Genomic DNA, 19823 nt, shown 5'->3' on the forward strand with positions numbered 1-19823 from the left:
AGCTCACCTTGATGTCCTTCTCGCGGCAGCCACCAGGGCGGTGAAGAGCCTGAGGTCGTCGGGGTTCTCCTCGGGATGCCACTGCACGCCGAGGGCGAAGTCGTGGCCGGCCACTTCAGCGGCTTCGACAGTTCCATCACCTGCTCGGGCCGTCACCCGCAGGTCAGGGGCGACGACGTCGACGGCCTGGTGGTGGTAGCAGTGCACGGTGGTTCGCTCGCCGAAGAGCTTGCTGGTCAGGGAATCCGGCTCGACCTTCACGTCCGTCTGGCCGAACACCGCGGGCGACGGCCGATGCTCGTCGTGCGCCACCGCGTCCGGCAGGTGCTGCTGCAGGGTGCCGCCGAGCGTGACGTTGAGCATCTGGAGTCCGCGGCAGATCGCCAGCAGCGGCAGGTCCTGGTCTAGCGCCGCACGAATCAGGATCGCCTCGTGCTCGTCCCGCCCGGGCCGGGTGTCGACGGTCTCCGGATGCGGCGCGGCGTCGTACGAGGCGGGGTCGATGTCACAGCCACCGGCGATGACCAGGGCGTCGAGGATCTCCAGCACCGACGGGTCGGTGCCGACCGGAGGCAGCAGCAACGGCACGCCGCCGGCCGCGACCACGGAGTCGAGGTAGACGCGTGGGAGCAGCGAGGCGTCCCGTTCCCAGACTCCCCAGATCGTCGGCTCGAGGTACGTGGTGATGCCGATCCGCGGCCGTCGGTCAGAGGCGTTCGAAACCACGGCTGCGCTCCCGGAGTTCTATTGGTCTGCGGTCAGTCCATTGACGCAAGCGCCTGCCCCGATGTCAATGTGAGGCCGCGAGTGGGCGGAACCATCCAACAGGCCGAGTCGGAACTGGGATGAAACCCTGGCTGCGCTGTCAAAAGCTGCAACTGTGGAAAAAGAACGGCCCAGACCCTCGACATGCGGCAAGATGATCCGGCATTCGTCGAGAGCTGGGGGATCCGGGTATGGGCAGCGACAAGCTGCAAACGACCGAGGTGGACGGCGTCCCGGTCTTCTGGGTGCCGGGGCAGGGAAGGCTTCGGGCCAGTCTGTGGTTCCGGGCGGGCATGGTGGACGAGTCGCTGCCGACGCGCGGCTGGCTGCATCTGCTCGAACACCTGGCACTGCATGGGCGGGACTCGATCCGGGCCCCTGTCAACGGTCACGTCAGCCTGCTCCACTCGAGCTTCGACATCGAGGGCGAGCCGGACGAAGTGGTGGCCTTCCTGCGCGAGGTCTGCCGCTGGCTCACCACGCCGGACCTCTCGGAGCTCGAGCACGAACGCCGGGTACTTCGCGCCGAGAGCGCGACGCGAGGTGGTGGCGCGGTCGGGTCCCACCTGCTCTGGCGGTACGGCGCCCGAGGACCCGGTCTCGCGGGGTACGACGAACTAGGGCTGTACACGGCCGATGCCGACCGGCTGCGAGCGCTCGCCGCGTGGGCCTACGCCCAAGGCAACGCCGTGCTTGCACTGTCCGGGCCGCCACCGGCTGGGCTCGAGCTGCCGTTGCGTCCCGGCTCGTACGACCTCCCCCTGCCTGCGCGGCCGTGTGACCAGCCGATCCCTGCGGGCTTCGCTGGCCGCCCGAACGCGGTGGCGCTGTCCGGGACGGTGCCCCGGTCGTCCGCCGCGGCTGCCCTGCTGCGAGCGCTGGAGCGTGCCTTGCAGCGCGGTCTGCGGCACGACTCGGGTGTCGGTTACAGCGCCTGGTCCTCGTACGAGCTGGTCGACGCCGACCACGCGATGCTCACCACCGGCATGGACGTCATCCCCGAGGCTCTGCCGACCGTGGTGGCTGAGACCACTGCTGTGGTGCGCCGGCTGCGCGACTGGGGGCCGGACCCGGCGGAGCTGCGCGACGATCTCGAGCGGCAGATTCGGCGCTTCACAACCGAGCCGGCCGCGAACTGGCTGCCGTTCATGGCCGCACGCGACGTGCTGCTCGGCCGCCGGGCCACGACGGGCACCGACGAGCTGGCCGCCGAAACGGATGCCGTCACCGTCGCAGATGTCCAGCAGGCCGCGCGGAGCCTCTGGAACGACCTGCTGGTGTCCGTCGATCCCGTCGGCTCCGGTGATCCCCAGCTGACCTGGCTGAACGGCCCGCCGGCATCGAAGCAGGTGGCGAGCGGACGCCACTTCCGGTCCGTCGGCAGCCCAGTGACCAAGGGCGCGCTGGTCATCGGCCGGACAGCGGCTCACCTCCAGACCACGGGCGGCGAGGCGGCGGCGGCGTACGACGAGGTGGCAGCCATGATCGCCTATCCGGACGGAGGCCGGCAGCTGATCCGCCGGGATGGCTACCAGGTGACCATCGAGCCGACGCTGTGGCGGCAAGGTCACGAGGCGGTGGCGCTGGTCGACTCGGCAGTGCCTCGCCCACTCCACGTGCCGCTCCCCGAGCGGACGCCCGATCTGATCCCGCACATCTCGGTGACGCTCAAGCAGCGGCTGAGGTTCTGGCTGAACGACCCCGTGGCGCTGATGGCCGTCGCGGGCGTCTGTGCCGTCGCTCTGGCCCTGACGGAAGGGATGGGTCTCACCGAACTGCTGGGCAGGAGCCTCGTCGGCGGCGCCATCCTCGGCGCCATCGCGTATGCCCGCCACCGCAGGAGCAACCAATGACCGCCCAGACCGTCGCATGCACAGCTCGCCTCGACCACGGAGGTACGCCCCGATGAGGCTGCGACGCCGCATGACCGCGCCTATGCCGGAGATCGACCCCTTCATGGGCGATCCGACAGCCCGCATGCTGTGCGAAGCGCTGACGGAGCGGGACTGGCCGATGGCCCGGGACATCCTGGTCCGTGCCGAGCACCCGGACGACAGGGCGTTCTTCCTCGAGGTCTGCGGATCCGCTCCCGGGGTACAGAACTGGATCGGGCACCTGGCGGCCGACGATCCACTGGCTCAACTGGTCCGCGGTTGTCACGCCGTGGCCTGGGCGTGGCGGGCCCGCGGCGGCTACGGGGCGCAGTACACGCGCGACGAGCAGTTCAGGCTCTTCTTCGAACGGCTCCGGATCGCTGAGACCTGTCTTGACGACGTGATCGCGCGTACCCCGGACGAGGTCACGGCCTGGGCCTTCCTGGTGCGGACGGCTCGTGGACTGCAGCTTCCGCTGGAGGACGGCGAGTTCCGCTTTCGCCAGGCGATCGAGCGGCACCCGACCAACCTGAAGGCCCACGGCGAGTGGATGCAGACGCTGTGCAAGAAGTGGTCCGGCAGCCACGAGTGGATGCACCACTTCGCCCGCGACGCTGCCGCCCGCGGGTCGGACGGCAGCATGCTGCACTCGCTGGTCGTGCTGGCCCACCTGGAACAGATGATCGATCTCGAAGGAGCGGCGGCCGAGCACTACATGGCTCGCGCGGACGTCCGGGCAGATCTGCGGACCGCCGCCGGTCTGTCCATCTGGCATCCCGCGGCGGAGTTCCGGCCGGGCTGGCCGGTGTATTTCAACACCTTCGCGGTGGCCTTCAGCCAGAGCGGCGACCTGTCCGCCGCCACGCCCGTGTTCCAGCGGCTCGGCGACAACATCACCGACCATCCCTGGGACTACCTGCCGGGCAACAACGCGAAGTTATTCTCGGCCGCCCGCGCTCAGGCCCTCGCCGCCACCCGCTAGGCGCAGTACTGCCTTGACACCTTTCGGACAGTAATCGCCTTCTCACTTGCCGGAATCGCGCTCAAAATCGGCTGATCCGGCCGCCCGCCCAGCGGCCAATGATTCGAGGAGCGCGTTATGCGATCTCTCATCACCCGTCCCCGCGTGGTCGCCGTGCTGCTGGCCGGCTCGGCGCTCGCGTTCAGTCCGCTCGGCGGCCAGGCTACCGCGAAGCTCCCGGTCGACCAGCTGAGCACCCCGTGCCTCACCCCGGCGGAAGGTCCCTCCGCCCGTGGTGGACACGGCGCCGACACCCGCGAGATGTCGGTCGCGGAGCAGAAGGCGATCGACGCGCGGACCGCGCAACTGGTCGCCGCCAAGCAGGCCCGCGGTCTGGCGCCGAAGGCCGGCAAGCTGGCCGCCGCGAGTGTGCCGGTCTACATCCACGTGATGCGCAGCAGTTCCGGCGCCGGTGACGTGACCAGCACGCAGATCAGCCAGCAGATCGCGGAGCTGAACCAGGACTTCGCCGGCGGCGAGTCCTCGGCCGCGGCGAACACCGGCTTCAGCTTCTACCTGGCCGGCACCTACCGGTACAACAACAACACCTGGCACAACGACGGCCAGAGCACCACGTACCGCTCGCAGACCCGCAAGGGCGGCAAGAACGCCCTGAACATCTGGCTGGTCGACTTCTCCTACCTGGGGATCGCGACCTTCCCGTGGGACTACGCGAGCAACCCGTCGATCGACGGCATCCGGGTGCAGTACAGCTCGCTGCCGGGCGGTTCGGCCACCAACTTCAACCTCGGCAAGACCGCCTCGCACGAGGCCGGTCACTGGTTCGGGCTCTACCACACGTTCCAGGGCGGCTGCACGAGCACGAACGACTCGGTCGCCGACACCCCGGCCCAGAGCAGCGCCAGCAGCGGCTGCCCGACCGGCCGGAACTCCTGCTCCCTTCCCGGCGTGGACCCGATCCACAACTACATGGACTACTCCTACGACTCCTGCTACAACCAGTTCACCCCCGGTCAGAGCACTCGCATCAGCAACGCCTGGACCGCATACCGCGCGTGACTTGTGCACCAGAGGGCGTCTAAGCCTCTGCAGGGCCGGGCCGTGCGGCGGCTCCGGTGTCCAGGTGGGTGCATCGCAAGGCGGAGTGAAGGGCTCGATGTTTTTCCATCGTGCCCTTTGCTCCAACGCCGCGAGGTGCCCGCCTGGGCGCCGGAGACGGCGTGCGGATCGGCCCTGCAGGGGCTAAAGTCACGCCGATGCGTGTCCTCCTGACGGCCTGCGCTACTGCGGGTGCCTGCATGGCACTCGTGGCGGCTGGTCCGCTTGCGGCGACCGCCGCCGGCTCGGGCCCCCAAGGCCCGGTCGGCGGCGCACAGCTGACCACGGAGCCGACGGTTGTCGCTGACGGAGCGACGCCGCCGGCGGTGCAGGCGTCGGCGTACGTGGTGGCTGATATATCAACCGGCTCGATCCTGGCCGCCAAGGCCCCGCACGCCAAGCTCCGGCCCGCCAGCACGCTCAAGACGCTCACTGCCCTGGTCCTGCTGCCGAGGCTCGACAAGGCCGACAGAGTGATCGGCACCGACCAGGACGCCGGCATCGAAGGCAGCAAGGTCGGGGTCTACCCGGGCCTGCGCTACACCGTGGACCTGCTCTTCCAAGGCATGTTCCTGGCGTCCGGGAACGACGCCGTGCACGCGCTGGCCGCACACGACGAGGGCGGCGTACCGGCGACCGTCCAGCGGATGAACAAGAAGGCCGCGGAGATCGGCGCGCTCGACACCCACGTGACCGACCCGACCGGGCTGGACGCGGACGGCCAGTACTCCAGCGCATACGACCTGGCCCTGTTCGCCCAGGCGGGACTCGGCCGGCCCGACTTCGCGAAGTACGCCGCGACGAAGTACACGAACTTCCCGCTCGCCAAGCAGGGCACCTACCAGGTCGCCAACCAGAACAAGCTGCTGTTCAACTACGACGGCGCGCTCGGCGTGAAGACCGGGTACACGACGCTGGCCCGCAACACCTTCATCGGAGCCGCGCGCCGCGACGGCCACACGCTGGTGGTCACCCTGATGAACTCTCCGCACGGCATCACCGAGGACGCCACCCAACTGCTCGACTGGACGTTCAAGTCGTACGACGCGCTGACGCCGGTCGGGACGTTGGTGAAGCCGGTGGTCGCCGCGCCGAAGACAGCCGAGGGCAGCGGGCCGAACGTCTCCAAGAAGGCGCCCGTGGCTCCGCCGAGGCGCAGCCGCGCCGTACTGGCGTCAGGCGTCGCAGTACAGGCCATCGCCCTCCGGGTGCCGGATTGGGCCTACGCGGCGCCGCCGGTGCTCCTGCTCAGCCTGTTCCTGCGTCGCCCGCGAGCGCTCAAGCTCCGGGCCAAGGCAGCCCGAGCAGCCGCCCGAGGCCGCCGCCACTGATCCAGCTACCTGCGCAACGAGCGGGTGGCACGGCCCAGTTGGACGAGCAGAGCGGTGGCGGTGGCGCCCAGGAGCGCTCCGGCGGCCACCGCGACGGTGTCAGCCTTGCGAGCCGGGATCGGAATCACCTTGTACTTCTTGCCGGGCGGGCCAGGGAGCAGTCCGTCAGGGTTGATCGGCTCGGAACCAGCGGAACGGGCCGCGTATGGAGAGGCGGTCTCGGTTGCGAAGTGCATGGCGGCGCGGGCGGCTTCTTCGGCCTCGCCGGTGTGCCAGCGGTGGTCGAGGGTGGCCTCCTTGGCCCAGGCGGCGATCAGCATGATCACCCGGGTCATCAGGTAGATCCACACCAGCAGCGCCAGTGGCAGGGCCACCGCCCCGTACGCCGCGTTGGTGCCTATCACGTGCTCGACGTAGCTGCTGCCCAGCTTCTGTGCCAGGAAGAAGACGACGCCGCCGGCCAGCGCCGCGATCAGCGCGACCTTGCGCGGCAGGAGGATCCGTGGCAACGCGGTCTGCAGGTACAGGAACAGCACCGCGCCGGCCCCGATCCCGACCAGGTCGCTGAACAGCTCCAGACCCCAACTGGCGAACCAGGTGCCGTCGAGGCCCAGCCAGCCGACGAACCGCTCCGACATCCCGGTGAGGATCGAGGATGCGCCGGTGGCGATCGCTCCGATCAGCCCCAGGCCGATCAGCGCCCCGAGGTCCTCCCCCTTCCGCCTGACAAAGTTGCCGGGCTGGTCGTTCAGCTCGTGCATCGACCGGATCGAGGCGCGCAACGAGTCGATCCAGCCGAGGCCGGTGAGCAGCAGGGCGATACCCGAGATCAACCCGATAGTGCCGGCGTTCCTGATCAGCGCGTCCAGGTCGATCTGCTCGCCGATGCCTGGCAGGTTCTTCTGCAGTGCGACCTTGAGCCTCTCGACGGCATCGTCGTCCAGCAGCTTGCCGATGATCGCCGCGGCGAGCGTGATCAGCGGGAACATCGACAGGAACGCGAAGAAGCTCGTTGCCCCGGCCAACCGGTTGCCGCGCCGGATGCCGTACCGGCTCCACGCGCGCCACAGCTGTGTCCGGCTGAGGCGAGCCCAGATGGCCTTGGCCCGACCGATGATCCCCATGCGACTCCTGTACCCCGGGTGAAGAGAACTACCCTGCCAGCGGGAACGACTGCTGCGGGCGCCACACGCCGTCCGCGCCGTGCTCGTACCTGCTGAACGCGTCCACGTCGAAGGCACAGTCGTACTCCGACAGGGCGTCGTACGCGCGGTCCAGAGCCTCCTGCTCCAGGTCGTGCGCCACGGTCACGTGCGGGTGGTACGGGAAGCGCAGAGCGACCTCCAGCGGCCCGGACCGCACCTGCGACTGCAGCACCTCGCAGAACGAGATCCCCTCGGCCAGCGGGACGAACACGACCGGCGAGATCGGCCGGAAGGTCGCCGTACCACGCAGCCGGATCCGGAAGCTCGGGAACCTCGCGGCCACCGCGAGCAGGTGCTCGTCGATCGCCGCCAGGTCCTTGTCGGCCACCTCGGTCGGCGGAAGCAGCGTCACGTGGGTGGGGATCGACGAGGCCATCGGGTCGCCGAACTCGGCCCGGTACTTCTGCAACTCGGTGCCGTAGGGTTCCGCGATCGGGATCGCCACACCGATCGTCGCCATCCGGGGCCTACCGGCCCGGCGCCGGGCCGGGCACGAAGCCGAGGCGGTCGAAGACCCGCTGCAGCGTCGGCTCGGTCACGGCGCGAGCGCGTTCGGCCCCCGAGGCCAGGATCGCGTCGAGCTGGGCGGGGTCGTCCAGGTAGGCGAGCGTCTGCTCCCGGAACGGGGTGACGAACTCGACCACCTGCTCGGCCAGGTCCTTCTTGAAGTCGCCGTAGCCGCGACCGGCGTACTCGTCCTCGAGCTCGCTGATCTTGCGGCCGCTGAGCGCGGAGTAGATGGTCAGCAGGTTTGCCACGCCGGCCTTGTTCTCCGGGTCGAAGACGACGTCCCGGCCGGAGTCCGTCACCGCCGAGCGGATCTTCTTCGCGCTCACCTTCGGGTCATCCAGCAGGTCGATGATGCCGGCCGGCGAGGACGACGACTTGCTCATCTTCGAGCTCGGGTCCTGCAGGTCGGCGATCTTCGCCGTCTCCTTGACGATGTACGGCTCGGGCAGCCGGAAGGTCTTGCCGAACCGGTGGTTGAACCGTTGCGCCAGGTCGCGGGTCAGCTCCAGGTGCTGGCGCTGGTCCTCGCCGACCGGGACGCGGTCCGCCTGGTAGATCAGGATGTCCGCGGCCTGCAGGATCGGGTACGTGAACAGGCCGACGGTGGCCCGGTCGGAACCGCCCTTGGCCGACTTGTCCTTGAACTGCGTCATCCGGCTGGCCTCGCCGAACCCGGTGATGCAGCCGAGCACCCAGCTGAGCTGGGCGTGCTCGGGCACGTGGGACTGGACGAACAGCGTCGACCGCGCCGGGTCGATCCCGGCCGCCAGCAGCTGGGCGACCGACCGGCGGGTGCGGTCCCGCAGCACCTTGGGGTCGTACTCGACGGTGATCGCATGCAGGTCCACCACGCAGTAGAACGCGTCGTGGTCCTCCTGCAGCGCCACCCACTGCCGCAACGCCCCGAGGTAGTTGCCGAAATGGAAGGAGTCCGCCGTCGGCTGGATCCCGGACAGCACCCGAGGGCGACGCTGGGAACCGGCTGCGGAGGGGTCAGACGCAGCAACAGACATGCCCCCGATTCTGCCAGCCGTTCCCAATCCACCCCGCACCCGGGCGGGTCAAGCGGGGCTCACCAGGACCAGCCGCGCGAGGCCAGCTCCTGTTCCTCCAGCCAGCGCTTCTCCTCGCCGCGCTTCAGGTCGGCCTCGCCGGGGATGCCGGCGAGCCGGCAGGCCTCGTCGAGGAGGTCGTCGTAGGCGCCCTCGAGGGCCCTCAACCGGTGTGCTCGCGCATAGATCCCCGGCGCCGACTCGATCCGCCGGATCTCGCCGGCGAGATGGCCGAGCCTGGTCTGCAGCCACAAGGTGTCGAACGGATCGGCCTGCGGAACAGGGTGCCGGCGGAAGCGCCCGGCGAGGCGCTCAACCGACGACTGCAGGCGCCGGCGCAGACCCGACGGCGGTTGTGCCAGCGTCAGGTTCAGCAGCGCACACAAGAACAAGAACACGACCAGCGAAATCAGCCACTCCATCACCCTCACTCCTGCTTCGAGAGTACGGCGACACGCCAGCGAGGGCGAGAGCTTATCGCCCGGCCGGCCGCGGCCATCCACACGCTGTGAACTACTCCGGACATAGGGTCGAAATCGTGAGCTCACGATCGGCGATCATCCTCCCGGGCGGCCAGTTCGGCCCGTTCGCTCCGCTGCTGATGTTCGCCGCCGACGCGGCCGAACGACGCGGCGCGCAACTGCTGCCGGTGTGGTGGGACGAACCCGACCGGCCGCTCACGCTGACACCGGACGAGCGAGGGCCGTGGGTGCTCGACCAGGTCAAGCGGGCCGTCCCCGAGCCGCCAAAGAACGCCCTGCTGATCGGGAAGTCGCTGGGAACTCACGGCGCGACGGTGGCTGCCGAGCTCGGCCTGCCTGCCGTCTGGTTGACGCCGGTCCTGACCAGTGGATGGGTAGTCGACGCTCTCCGGCGAGCGACCGCGCCCTTCCTGCTGGTGGGCGGGACCGCCGACACACTGTGGGATTCCGGGCTCGCGCGGGAGCTCACGCAGTACGTGATGGAGGTGGAAGGAGCCGACCACGGGATGTATGTGCCGGGCCGGCTCGCGGCCTCGACCGCCGTACTGGGTGACGTGGCGACGGCGGTCGAGGACTTCCTGGATGAGGTTGTCTGGCCTCCCAGCGCCCGCTGATCAGTCTCGGTGGTCCAGATCAGTCGCGGTGGTACTTGGTGACGGCCTTGTTCTGTTTCACCTTGTCGGCGGCCGCCTGGATCCGCGCGCTCCACTCCCCGGCGCTGAGGCCGCCTGCCAGGAACTGCCCGGTCGCGTCCCCCGCGGCCTTGCCGAGCTCGGGATACCAGTCGGCGAAGTACCACGTGATCGTCTGATCGCCCGCGGCGGTCAGAAGGTCCCGCGCCGAGCGCAGCGCAGTACTGATCTCCAGTCCGTCAGCCGCACCCCGTACTACGGTCAGCTGGTTGCTCTCGGCGGTCACCTGGGCCGCGACGTCCTTGGACAGCATGGCGCGCAGGTATTCGAACCCGCCCGCGCGGTTCTTGGCCTTCTCCGGGACCAGCAGCGGCGCGGTGGGAGCGACGTGGAGTCCGCGCGGCAGCGCCGACGAGGTGTCGATCGGCGGGATTCCGAACATGGTCAACCCGAAGTTCTGCGGGATGACCGCCTTCATCTCGTTCTCCAGCCAGTTGCCGCAGGGCAGCAGGCCGGCCTTCGAGGTCATCAGCCTGGTCTGGGAGCCGATGTGGTCCAGCTGCGAGCTGCCCTGCGCGATCAGGCCGCGCTTGGTCAGCTCCCCGAACGCGGCGATCGCCCGGGTGACGCTCTCGTCGCGCCAGGCGCCGTCCTCGAGGTTGTCGATCCGCTTCACCACGTCGTGGCCGCCGGACTTGGCAGCAAGGGTCAGCACGGCCTCGAACACGTAGTACGGATGCACTCCCGCATAGGTGAACGGGCCGACCCGGGCCGCCTTCATCTCGGTGCCGAGGGCAAGTAGTTCGGACCAGGTGCGCGGCACGTCCCAGCTGTGCTTCTCGAACAGCTTGGCGGAATACCAGAAGCCGTAGGCGGTGGCGATGTAGTTCAGCGCGCGCAGCGTCCCGTCGTACCGTCCGGCGTCGAGCATCCCCGGCAGCAGCGCGTCCTTCACCGGGCGCCCGGTGCTCCCCCACGATCCTGCATCCAGGAGCGGCTGCAGATCCGCCAGCTGATTGTCGGCAACCAGACGATTGGTCTCCAACGCCTTGTCCCCGGTGTTCAGCACGACATCCGGCGGACTCCCCGCGGCGAACCGCGACTGCAGGAGATCCCTCAACTGCTTGGTCGGCGTCGCCGCCACCTTCGCATGCGGATACTTCTTCCGGTACTGCGGCGCCGCGTACCCGCCGTACTCCTCGGACACCACCACCTCGAGCCCCGCATCCCCGGAAACCCCGAACGGATTCCCCGGCGACGTCGGCGGCCCGGCCACCTGCTCCTCACCAGAACACCCAGTCAGCAAGACCCCCGCAAGCGCCCCCCCCCCCCCCCCCGCAACACCGTCCGCCGTCTGAGCACCCCCGCAGACTAGTACTCCCCCAGCCCACACCACCCCCACGCAGCCGCCGCCGAGTCGTGGATTCGCGTTGTCGGCAACCGCTTTCCCGGCCCGAGATCCACGACTCGGCGAATCAGGCAGGCGGGGCGGGCTACTTCACGCTTCCGGCGGCAACGGAGACCTGCAACTGACGCTGGAAGATGATGTAGACGACCAGAACCGGCGCCACCGTGATCACCACGGCCGCGAACAGGGCGCCGAAGTCCACCGCATAACCGGCTTGCGATGCGAACGAGGCCATGCCCTGCGAGAGCACGTAGTTGTTCGAGTCGGTGTTCAGGGCAACGGGTAGCAGGAACTGGTTCCACAACCCCAGGAAGTTGAAGATGGCGACCGACGCCATCCCCGGCCGCGCCATCGGCAACATCACCGAGAAGAACGAGCGCCACTCACCTGCCCCGTCGATCTGCGCCGCCTCGTACACCTCGCCCGGCAGCGCCTTGAAGAAGCTGTGCAGGAAGAAGACGGTGAACGGCAGCGCGAACGCGACGTAGGTGATGATCAGCCCTGGGAGGGTGTTGAGCAGCGCGAGGTTCTTCAGCACGAAGAACAGCGGCACGATCGCCAGGAAGACCGGGAACGTCAGCCCAGCCAGCATGGAGTAGTAGATCAGCCGGTTGCCGCGGAACGAGAACCTGGCCAGCACGTACGCGCACATCGCACCCAGGATCATCACCAGCACCAGCGCGGAGCCCACGACGACCACCGTGTTCGCGAAGTAGCGACCGATGCCGGCCGTCGTCCAGGCGCTGGAGTAGTTGCTGAATTGCAGTTTGCCCGGCAGCGACAGTGGGTTGCCCAGGATCTCCTGCGTCGTCTTGAACGAGGACAGCAGCGTCCACAGCAGCGGCAGGATCACCAACAGCGACCACAGGATCAGCGCGATGTGGGCGGTCGTGGCAACGCGCTTGCCCTCCTGGGCCTGCTTGTCGGGCGCGCGGGACCCGGCGACGAATTCGGCCCGGTCGGCGGTGGTTGTCATCGGCGTACCTTCCGCTCTCGTCCGCCGGTCAGGGCGTTCACCAGGAAGACCAAGAACGCGAACAGCAGCGTCACTGTGGCCAGGACCACGCCCATCGCCGTCGAGTAACCGAACTGCCCCTTGGTGAAGGCCGTGGTGAACAGTTGCTGCGGCATGACCAGCGTCGAGTTCTGCGGGCCGCCGCCGGGGTTCAGCGCCTGCATGTAGACGAAGGCGTCGAGGGCGGCGATGCCGAGATAGATGTACGCCGTCTGCACGTTGTCCCGGATCAGCGGCACCGTCAGGAACACCGCGGTACGGAACCGGCCGGCGCCGTCGATCCGGGCAGCCTCGAACACCTCGGGGTCGATGCCCCGGATGGCGGCGATGAACAGCACCATGTAGAAGCCGACGAAGCCCCAGATCATCACGAACATCGACACCGGCATCGCGGTCCGCGCGTCACCGAGCCACGCGTAGTTCTCGAACTGGGAGAGCCCGATCTTCGACAGTACCGCGTCCAGCAGGCCCGAGCCCGGCGTGAACACCTGGGCCCAGATCAGGCCGATCACGATCGCGGGGATCACGTACGGGAAGAACGAGACGATCCGGTAGAAGCCGGCGTTGCGCAGTCCCCGGACGGTCCCGGTGCCCGAGCCGCCGATCGTCACCAGCGTGGCAAGGGTCAGGGCCAGCACGATCGTCACGAACGGCACGACGATCGCGAGCTGGATGTTGTTGCGCACGGCCTTCAGGAAGATGTCGTCGTGGAACAGCTTGACGTAGTTGTCGAAGCCGACGAAGTTCATCCCCGAGCTGAACCCTGACCAGTCGGTCAGCGAGTAGTACAGCGCTTGCACGAACGGAGAGACCACGAAGATCACGAAGACCGCCAGCGGCAGGCCGAGGAACACGACCATGAAGCTGGCCCGGTCGAAGGTCAGCGGCCGGCGCCGCCGGGCGTCGGACCGCTTGGGTCCGCCGCCCGGCACGACATCTTGCGTTCCGGTCACTTGGTAACCGGGATCTTCTTGACGGAGCTGTCGTTACGCACCTTGTCGGTGATGTCCTGCAGGCCCTTGGTGAGGCCGGCCGCGTCGATCTTGCCCGACAGGAACGAGTTCCAGACGACGAGCTGGTCGGTGTTCATGCCGTACAGGTCGAAGACCTGGTAGTTGAAGATGTCGGTACCGGCCGCGTCCAGCATCGCGGTCTGCGACTGCAGGGCGGTGGAACCGAAGCCGTCCGCGGGAACCAGGCCCTTGACGATCGTCGGCGCCAGCCGGGTCTTGGCGAAGTTGGTCGCCGCGTCCTTGGACAGCATCGCCCGCAGGACTTCCTTGCCGCCGGCAACGTTCTTGCCCTTGGACGGGACGATGAACGGCTCACCGGCCGCGCTGCGCAGCGCCGCGTACGGCAGCTTCGAGCTCTCGGTCAGCGTGGGCTCGGGGATGCCCTTCATCTGGAACCCGCTCTTGGTGGCCTTCTTCATCTCGTTCTCGATCCACGAGCCCGAGGGGTAGAGGATGGCCTGCTGGTCGTTGCTCCACTTCGCCTGGGCGGCGGTGAACTGGGTGCCGGCGCCGCCGGGGACGAAGTAGCCGTTCTTGACCATGGTCTCCATGGCCTTGAAGACGCCCTGGATCTGCGGCTTCGACCAGCAGTCCGCCTCGAGGTTCTCCAGCGACAGCCGGACCTCGTCGCCACCCTCCTTGATCGCCGAGTCGACGGCCAGGGTGTTGTAGTAGGTCGCCGCTTCCTTGCCCCAGACGAACAGGTACTTGCCCTTCGCCTTCGCCTTGGCGCCGAGGTCGAGCAGCGCGTCGTAGGTCTTCGGCGGCTCCCAGCCGTTCTCCTTGAACAGGCTCTCGGAGTACCACAGGCCGTAGAGCGTGAGCACGTAGTTCATGGCGACGAACTTGCCGTCGAAGGTGCCGGGGGCCTTGGCGCCGGGGTACAAGGTGTCGGCGATCTTCGTGCCCTCGAGGTTGTTGGCCTCGAAGACGTCGTCCAGCGTGGTGAGCTGGTCGAGGATCGTGTTGAAGCCGATCGCGTTCGCACCGGAGTTGTCGATCAGGTCCGGCGGGTTGCCGCCGACGAAGCGCGGCTGCAACTGCTGGGCGATCTGGGTGGACGGGGCGACCTTGACCGTCGAGCCCGCGTGCTTCTGCTGCACGATGTTGGCCGCGAACGTCACGTAGTCGTAGCCGTACCCACCGTTGAAGATCACCGCGTCAACGGTCGACTTGTCCGCCATGCCGAACGGGTTCTCCGCGGTCTTGTCGGCGCCGCCACCGCCGGAACCGCTGTCGTCGTCGCCGCCGGTGGCGCACGCCGCGAGGAGCGTGCTGCCGCCGGTGGCCAGCAAGGTGCCGACCGCCGCGCGCTGCAGGAACAGCCGCCGCGACAGGTTGTTGGGAGTGGTCATGGGTCCCGCCTTCCGAGAGTGTTTCAAGCAGTACGCCGGATCCGGCCGGCGTACTGGGCTTCAAGGGCATGGTTGTGGTCGTCGCCGCCCGGGATGTTCGCGGACAGGTAGACCGGTGGCTTCTCGCCGGCCTCGGTCAGCCGGCGCAGAACCTCTGCGACCAGCATCTGCGCAATCAGGGCGGCAGTGATGGAGGACACGGCGCAGACCTTGCCACCATCTGGCAGATCGAGCACGGAGTCGCCGTACGGAGCGTGGTTGTCGATCACCACGTCGGCGAAGTCGATCAACTTCTTGCCGGACGGGTGCCGCGAGTCCACCCCGCTGGTGTGCTGCAGCGAGGTGATCGCGATCAGGGGGTGGCCCTTCTCCTTCACCACCGTGGCCAGCTCGACGATCGAGCCGTTCACGCCGGAGTTGGAGGCGATCACGAACAGGTCGCCCGGTCGGGCCGCGGACAGTTCGTAGAGCTTGCGGGAGTACGACGGGTCGCGTTCCAGCTCGCCGCCGCGGAGCAGCTCGGGCGATTCGCCGCCGAGCAGCACCAGATCGCGCAGCGCGATCCGGTTCGTCGCGATCAGGCCGCCCGCGCGCCCGGCGATCTCCATCGCCAGCGCCTCGGAGTGGCCGGAACCGAAGGCCTGGATGACGCCGTTGGCGCGCAGCGAGTCGGTGACGAGGTCGGCGGCCTTCTGGATCGGGCCGTCGATCTGCTCGGTCACGGCTGCCATGATCGGAGTGAGCGCGTGAACATACGCCTGCGCGCTGACAGCACTCCTGTCCCCGTTGGCGGCCTGGTCGCTGCCGTCTGCCGTGCTGGCCATCAGAGGCCCCACCCCTCGACTAATGTGTTCGCCGCGACACACCTGGTGCCGACAACTGCGCAAGTTTGCGGTTTGCTGGACAGAACTTTTCTCACCTGGCAGCTAAAGTCAAGGCTCATCTCACTCTCTCCTCCAGATCGGGACCGTTGCGTGACCTTGTCTGTTGTTGTCCACGACTAGGCACTTTTGAGCAGTTTGGAGCATCGCTTATGTCGGTCGAACGCCCGCTCGCGCAACCAAACGATCCAGTGGTCTTGATGCCAGCGGCCACACTGGTCCTGGGCGGCGACCTCGGCGGCACCTCCACCCGGATCGTGATCGCGGACCATGAGGGCAACGTAGTGGGTCGCGGGGCTGCCGCGGGCGGAAATCCGACCAGCCACCCCGCGAGTGCCGCGGCCAACTTCGGCCAGGCCATTCACCAGGCGCTGGAAGGCCTCGACGCGAGTCTGGTGCGCACCGCGGTGATCGGCGCGGCCGGCGGCTCCGCACTGTCCAACCCGGGCGTCCGGGCCCAGTTCGACGCCGCCTGGAGTGGCGCCGGCCTGGTCTGCGAGGCCGACTACATCGGCGACCTCGAGGTCGCTTTCGCCTCCGGTACGCCGGAGCCGGACGGCACCGTGCTGATCGCGGGCACCGGCAGCGCGGCCGGCCTGGTCCGCGACCACCGGCTGACCCGGACGGCCGACGGGCACGGCTGGCTGCTCGGTGACGACGGCTCGGGGTTCTGGCTCGGCCGCGAGGCAATGCGCAGTCTGTTGCGCGCTCTCGATCTCGGCGAGCCGCTCGGCGGTCTCGGCGAGGCCGTCGTGAACGCCGTGCTGCCGGACCGGGACAAGGACGCCATGGCGGAGCGTGAGGGGTACGACCGGCTCCGTGACGACCTGATCCGCACGGTGAACGCACGTCCGCCCGTGCTGCTGGCCGAGTTGGCCCGCACGGTCGTCGCGGCGTACGACCAGAACGACAAGACGGCGCATGCTCTGGTGAAACGCGCAGCCGAACTGCTCACAGAGACGGTCAGCCGGCTCCGGACAACGTCGGACAACGGCCCGTTGGTGCTGGCCGGCAGTGTCGCGGGCGAATCCTCGCCGGTCGGCCGGTTGCTCCGGCAGAACATCCACGAACACTTCGACGGCGAGGTGCTGACCGCCCGCGACGGGGTGGGCGGAGCCACCTGGCTGGCCCTCGGCGTCCTCGACCCCGCGCTGGCCACCCGCTCCAACCACGCCCGTCTGGTCAGTTAGTCAGTACTACGTACGCGCGCGTACGTAGTACTGACTGGTCCGGCTACTCGTCGAGGGCGGAGATCGGGCGGAGCTCCACCGCGACGAACTGGGCCTCGGGGATCCGGGCGGCGATCTCCTCAGCGCGTTCGGGGGACTCCACGTCCACGATGAACACGCCCGCGAGTTGCTCCTTGGCCTCGGAGTACGGGCCGTCGGTGGTGGCGCGGACGCCCTCGCGGACGCGGATCACCTTCGTCTGGCGCGGCGCGGCCAGCGGTGCGGCGGTGACCAGTTCGCCGCGCTCACTCAGTTCGGTGAGCAGCTTCTCCAGCTGGGCGGACAGCGCCTCCCGCGCGGACTTCGGAAGCTTGCGGCCCTCCTCGGTGTGCAGGAACGAGGGGTGGCCCCAGGTCACCGGGTTGCTGTGGATCAGTAGCAGGTATTTCACGGCAGTTCCTTTCCGTCGGATGGATCTTCGCAGCAGAGGTCGGAGGGTGTCCGGACTTCTCGACATTTCGGGAATTCCGGCCGGAGTCGCAGAATGTCGACCACCCGCACCCCGGTCCGACGTACCGGCCGACAGCTGATACCGAACCTGAGGTGAACGACGTGAACGAGTCCGATCTGCGGCTGGCCGACGGCCGCACGCTGCACGTGTACGACACGCACCCGGGCGACGACGGCCGGCTCCCGGTGGTCTGGCACCACGGCACGCCCAACCTGGGCGCACCGCCCGCACCGCTCTTCGAGGCCTCCGACCGGCTCGGGATCCGCTGGGTGTCGTTCGACCGGCCCGGGTACGGCGGGTCGACGCCCGCGCCCGGAAGGACCATGTCATCGGTCGCGGGTGACGTGGCAGCCGTCGCCGACTCGCTCGGGATCGACCGGTTCGCCGTCGTCGGCTACTCCGGCGGCGGCTCGTACGCCCTCGGCAGTGCCGCATCGCTCGGCGACCGGGTGGAGGCCGTGGTCAGCCTGGCCGGCATCGCGCCGTACGACGCCGACGGGCTGGACTGGTTCGCCGGGATGGTGCCGTCGGGGGTTCTCGCGCTCGAGGCGGCGGTCCGGGGACGCGAGGCGAAGACGGCCTACGAGGCGTCGGGGATCGAGTACGACCCGGAGTTCACCGCGGCCGATCTGGCCATGTTCGAGGGACCGTGGGGGTGGCTCGGCTCGGTCGCGGGACCGGCACGGGACGCGGGACCGTACGGGCACATCGACGACGACGTGTCGTACGTCCTCCCCTGGGGCTGCGACCCGGCCTCGATCGCGGCACCGGTGCTGGTCGTGCACGGCGGCGAGGACGGCGTCATCCCGAGCAGCCACGGCGAGTGGCTCGCCGACCACCTACCGGACGCCGAGCTGCGCCTAGATCCGGGCCTTGGGCACATCTCGGTACTGTCGTACGGGGAGGATGGCTTGGAGTGGATCCGCGAGCAGACCGGCTGAACCACCGGTTGCATCGCCGAGTCTTGGGTACGGAGGTTCAGATGAGGCGATCAAGGGGTGTCATACGTGCTGGTGGCTGACAGGTACCGGCTGGGCGAGCCACTCGGCCGCGGCGGCATGGGAGAGGTCTTCCGCGCTGTCGACGAGGTGCTCGGACGTCCGGTGGCGGTCAAGCTGCTGAGGCCCTCGGACCACGATCCGGCGGCGGCCGTCGAGCGGTTCCGCCGGGAGGCACGGGCCGCCGCGATTCTGAACGACACGCACGTCGTCGCCGTGTACGACTTCGGTCAGCACGGCGACCGCTCGTACCTGGTGATGGAACTGGTCGAAGGCCGCAGCGTCGCCGACGAGCTGGCGCAGACCGGGCCGCTTCCCCGCGAGCGCGCCGTCGACATCATCGAACAGGCCGCCGCCGGACTGGCCGCCGCTCACCGGCGGGACATCGTCCATCGCGACATCAAGCCCAGCAACCTGCTGCTCACCACCGACGGGACCGTGAAGATCGCGGACTTCGGGATCGCCCATCTGGCCGACGACGGCGCCGCCGCGCTGACGGTCACGGGGCAGATCGTTGGCAGCACCCACTACCTCGCCCCCGAGCGAGCGCAGGGCCGGCCGGCAGGCAGGCCGTCGGACGTCTATGCGCTCGGCTGCGTGCTCTACCAGCTCGTGGTCGGCCACCCGCCGTTCACGGCCGAACACCCGACGGCGATCCTCTACCAGCACGTCGACGCCGAGCCGCCCCGCCCGAGCCACGTGCATCCTGAACTCGGCGGCCCGTTCGAGGCCCTGCTCCTGCGCATGCTCGCCAAGGATCCTGCCGCCCGTCCCACCGCCACCGAGATCGCCGCCGGCGCTCTCCGCACCCCAGTTGACGGCACGGCAGCCACCGCGACAGTCGCAGCCGCTGGATTGGCAGCGGCCCCTGAAGGCTCCTCCACACTTACAGACCTAGCTGTCCCCACACCTGCGGGCCAGCCGAAAGCTGGCGAGGCCACCGGCATCGCAGCTGCCGACGCAGACGAACGGGCTCCGGACGCGAGTACGCCGACCGGCGCGCCTGCGCTGCTGAGTGGTGCTGGCCGGCGGAAGCGCGTCGTGGTGGGGGCTGCTGCGGCTTTGGTGGCAACTGCTGCCGCGGTGGCCGCGTTGGTCGTGATCAACGGGGGCGAGACGCAGCCTCCGGCGACGACCAACCTCGAGCCCAAGCCGGGTGCCGCGCCGAGTACGCCCGGGCGGACACCCAGCCCGACGGCGACTCAACCCTCGACCAACCGGACGGAGCCGGGCACGGTCAACAGCAGCCCGGGCCGAAGCCCGTCCCAGCAAGGCACGCCTACACCGGGTACCTCTCCAAGCAGCACCCCATCGACTGGTACCTCATCGCCGGGCACCAAGTCGCCCAGCGCGCCAACACAGAGCAGCGATACACCCAGCGCTCCAAGTAGCCAGACTCCCCCGCCCAGCACCACGCCGCCCCCGGAGCCATCGCCGTCGAACAGTGACACCCCACCGGCTGACCCAGCTTCGCAGGCTCCGAAGGGCGCGGGCTCCGACTGATTCGGTCGAGCAGCCTGCGGCCAGGCCCGGTTGCTGGTG

The 19823-nt window shown here is 68.8% G+C and carries 19 protein-coding genes; 8 read left to right on the top strand and 11 right to left on the bottom strand.

Features of this window, described 5'->3' with window-relative positions; genetic code table 11:
- Positions 1-3 precede the first annotated feature (3 nt).
- The gene (locus tag ACFPJ1_RS20385) at positions 4-726 is read right to left on the bottom strand and encodes a gamma-glutamyl-gamma-aminobutyrate hydrolase family protein (protein WP_380106003.1); all 723 of its coding nucleotides are present in this window, start codon (positions 724-726) and stop codon (positions 4-6) included.
- Positions 727-956: 230 nt separating this feature from the next.
- Between ACFPJ1_RS20385 and ACFPJ1_RS20390 the strand changes: the two genes are divergently transcribed.
- The 4 genes from ACFPJ1_RS20390 (at position 957) to ACFPJ1_RS20405 (ending at position 6050) form a co-directional block, all read left to right on the top strand.
- Entirely contained in the window at positions 957-2618 is a 1662-nt protein-coding gene (locus ACFPJ1_RS20390) for a peptidase M16 family protein (RefSeq protein WP_380106005.1), read from the top strand.
- 52 nt (positions 2619-2670) lie between these two features.
- Positions 2671-3621 carry a hypothetical protein gene (locus tag ACFPJ1_RS20395; protein ID WP_380106007.1) on the top strand — a complete coding sequence of 317 codons (951 nt, stop codon included), beginning with the start codon at positions 2671-2673 and terminating at the stop codon, positions 3619-3621.
- 117 nt (positions 3622-3738) lie between these two features.
- Positions 3739-4680 carry a zinc metalloprotease gene (locus tag ACFPJ1_RS20400; protein WP_380106008.1) on the top strand — a complete coding sequence of 314 codons (942 nt, stop codon included), beginning with the start codon at positions 3739-3741 and terminating at the stop codon, positions 4678-4680.
- Positions 4681-4877: 197 nt separating this feature from the next.
- Positions 4878-6050 carry a D-alanyl-D-alanine carboxypeptidase family protein gene (locus ACFPJ1_RS20405; RefSeq protein WP_380106010.1) on the top strand — a complete coding sequence of 391 codons (1173 nt, stop codon included), beginning with the start codon at positions 4878-4880 and terminating at the stop codon, positions 6048-6050.
- Between the two features lie 5 nt (positions 6051-6055).
- Here ACFPJ1_RS20405 and ACFPJ1_RS20410 read toward each other — a convergent pair whose 3' ends face one another.
- Genes ACFPJ1_RS20410 through ACFPJ1_RS20425 form a run of 4 tightly spaced genes read right to left on the bottom strand, consistent with a single transcriptional unit; the run spans position 6056 to position 9239 of the window.
- Positions 6056-7174, bottom strand: a complete 1119-nt coding sequence (locus ACFPJ1_RS20410; RefSeq protein ID WP_380106011.1) for a YihY/virulence factor BrkB family protein — start codon at positions 7172-7174, stop codon at positions 6056-6058.
- Between the two features lie 28 nt (positions 7175-7202).
- Positions 7203-7715 carry a 2'-5' RNA ligase family protein gene (locus ACFPJ1_RS20415; protein WP_380106013.1) on the bottom strand — a complete coding sequence of 171 codons (513 nt, stop codon included), beginning with the start codon at positions 7713-7715 and terminating at the stop codon, positions 7203-7205.
- Between the two features lie 7 nt (positions 7716-7722).
- Positions 7723-8778 (bottom strand): tryptophan--tRNA ligase, encoded by a 1056-nt coding sequence (gene trpS, locus ACFPJ1_RS20420; RefSeq protein ID WP_380106015.1) that lies wholly within the window; start codon positions 8776-8778, stop codon positions 7723-7725.
- Positions 8779-8837: 59 nt separating this feature from the next.
- Positions 8838-9239: a hypothetical protein gene (locus tag ACFPJ1_RS20425; RefSeq protein WP_380106017.1), complete on the bottom strand. Its 402-nt coding sequence runs from the start codon at positions 9237-9239 to the stop codon at positions 8838-8840.
- Positions 9240-9355: 116 nt separating this feature from the next.
- Here ACFPJ1_RS20425 and ACFPJ1_RS20430 point away from each other — a divergent pair, with 116 nt between their 5' ends.
- A complete protein-coding gene (locus ACFPJ1_RS20430) occupies positions 9356-9913 on the top strand; it encodes an alpha/beta hydrolase (protein WP_380106018.1) in 558 nt (185 codons plus the stop codon).
- A 19-nt stretch (positions 9914-9932) separates the two neighbouring features.
- Here the strand turns inward: ACFPJ1_RS20430 and ngcE (ACFPJ1_RS20435) are convergent, their stop codons facing one another.
- The 5 genes from ngcE (ACFPJ1_RS20435) to ACFPJ1_RS20455 form a co-directional block, all read right to left on the bottom strand.
- Entirely contained in the window at positions 9933-11237 is a 1305-nt protein-coding gene (gene ngcE / locus ACFPJ1_RS20435) for an N-acetylglucosamine/diacetylchitobiose ABC transporter substrate-binding protein (RefSeq protein WP_380106020.1), read from the bottom strand.
- A gap of 187 nt (positions 11238-11424) precedes the next feature.
- The gene (locus tag ACFPJ1_RS20440) at positions 11425-12315 is read right to left on the bottom strand and encodes a carbohydrate ABC transporter permease (RefSeq protein ID WP_132186877.1); all 891 of its coding nucleotides are present in this window, start codon (positions 12313-12315) and stop codon (positions 11425-11427) included.
- Entirely contained in the window at positions 12312-13307 is a 996-nt protein-coding gene (locus ACFPJ1_RS20445) for a carbohydrate ABC transporter permease (protein WP_241997752.1), read from the bottom strand. The genes ACFPJ1_RS20440 and ACFPJ1_RS20445 overlap by 4 nt, the downstream gene beginning before the upstream one ends.
- The gene (ngcE, locus tag ACFPJ1_RS20450; protein WP_132186876.1) at positions 13304-14722 is read right to left on the bottom strand and encodes an N-acetylglucosamine/diacetylchitobiose ABC transporter substrate-binding protein; all 1419 of its coding nucleotides are present in this window, start codon (positions 14720-14722) and stop codon (positions 13304-13306) included. The genes ACFPJ1_RS20445 and ngcE (ACFPJ1_RS20450) overlap by 4 nt, the downstream gene beginning before the upstream one ends.
- A 23-nt stretch (positions 14723-14745) precedes the next feature.
- Complete coding sequence (locus ACFPJ1_RS20455) at positions 14746-15546, bottom strand: sugar isomerase domain-containing protein (RefSeq protein WP_380106023.1); 801 nt, start codon at positions 15544-15546, stop codon at positions 14746-14748.
- Positions 15547-15803: 257 nt separating this feature from the next.
- Between ACFPJ1_RS20455 and ACFPJ1_RS20460 the strand changes: the two genes are divergently transcribed.
- A complete protein-coding gene (locus tag ACFPJ1_RS20460; protein WP_380106025.1) occupies positions 15804-16793 on the top strand; it encodes an N-acetylglucosamine kinase in 990 nt (329 codons plus the stop codon).
- Between the two features lie 43 nt (positions 16794-16836).
- Here ACFPJ1_RS20460 and ACFPJ1_RS20465 read toward each other — a convergent pair whose 3' ends face one another.
- The gene (locus ACFPJ1_RS20465) at positions 16837-17223 is read right to left on the bottom strand and encodes a YciI family protein (protein ID WP_380106027.1); all 387 of its coding nucleotides are present in this window, start codon (positions 17221-17223) and stop codon (positions 16837-16839) included.
- A 161-nt stretch (positions 17224-17384) separates the two neighbouring features.
- On the opposite strand from ACFPJ1_RS20465, the gene ACFPJ1_RS20470 reads away from it, so the two are divergent.
- Together ACFPJ1_RS20470 and ACFPJ1_RS20475 are read left to right on the top strand one after the other, a co-directional pair.
- Positions 17385-18224: an alpha/beta fold hydrolase gene (locus tag ACFPJ1_RS20470; protein WP_380106029.1), complete on the top strand. Its 840-nt coding sequence runs from the start codon at positions 17385-17387 to the stop codon at positions 18222-18224.
- Between the two features lie 72 nt (positions 18225-18296).
- Positions 18297-19784: a serine/threonine-protein kinase gene (locus ACFPJ1_RS20475; RefSeq protein ID WP_380106031.1), complete on the top strand. Its 1488-nt coding sequence runs from the start codon at positions 18297-18299 to the stop codon at positions 19782-19784.
- Positions 19785-19823: the final 39 nt, after the last annotated feature.

Source organism: Kribbella qitaiheensis, assembly GCF_042657745.1.
In the GTDB taxonomy this organism is placed as follows: Bacteria; Actinomycetota; Actinomycetes; order Propionibacteriales; family Kribbellaceae; genus Kribbella; species Kribbella qitaiheensis.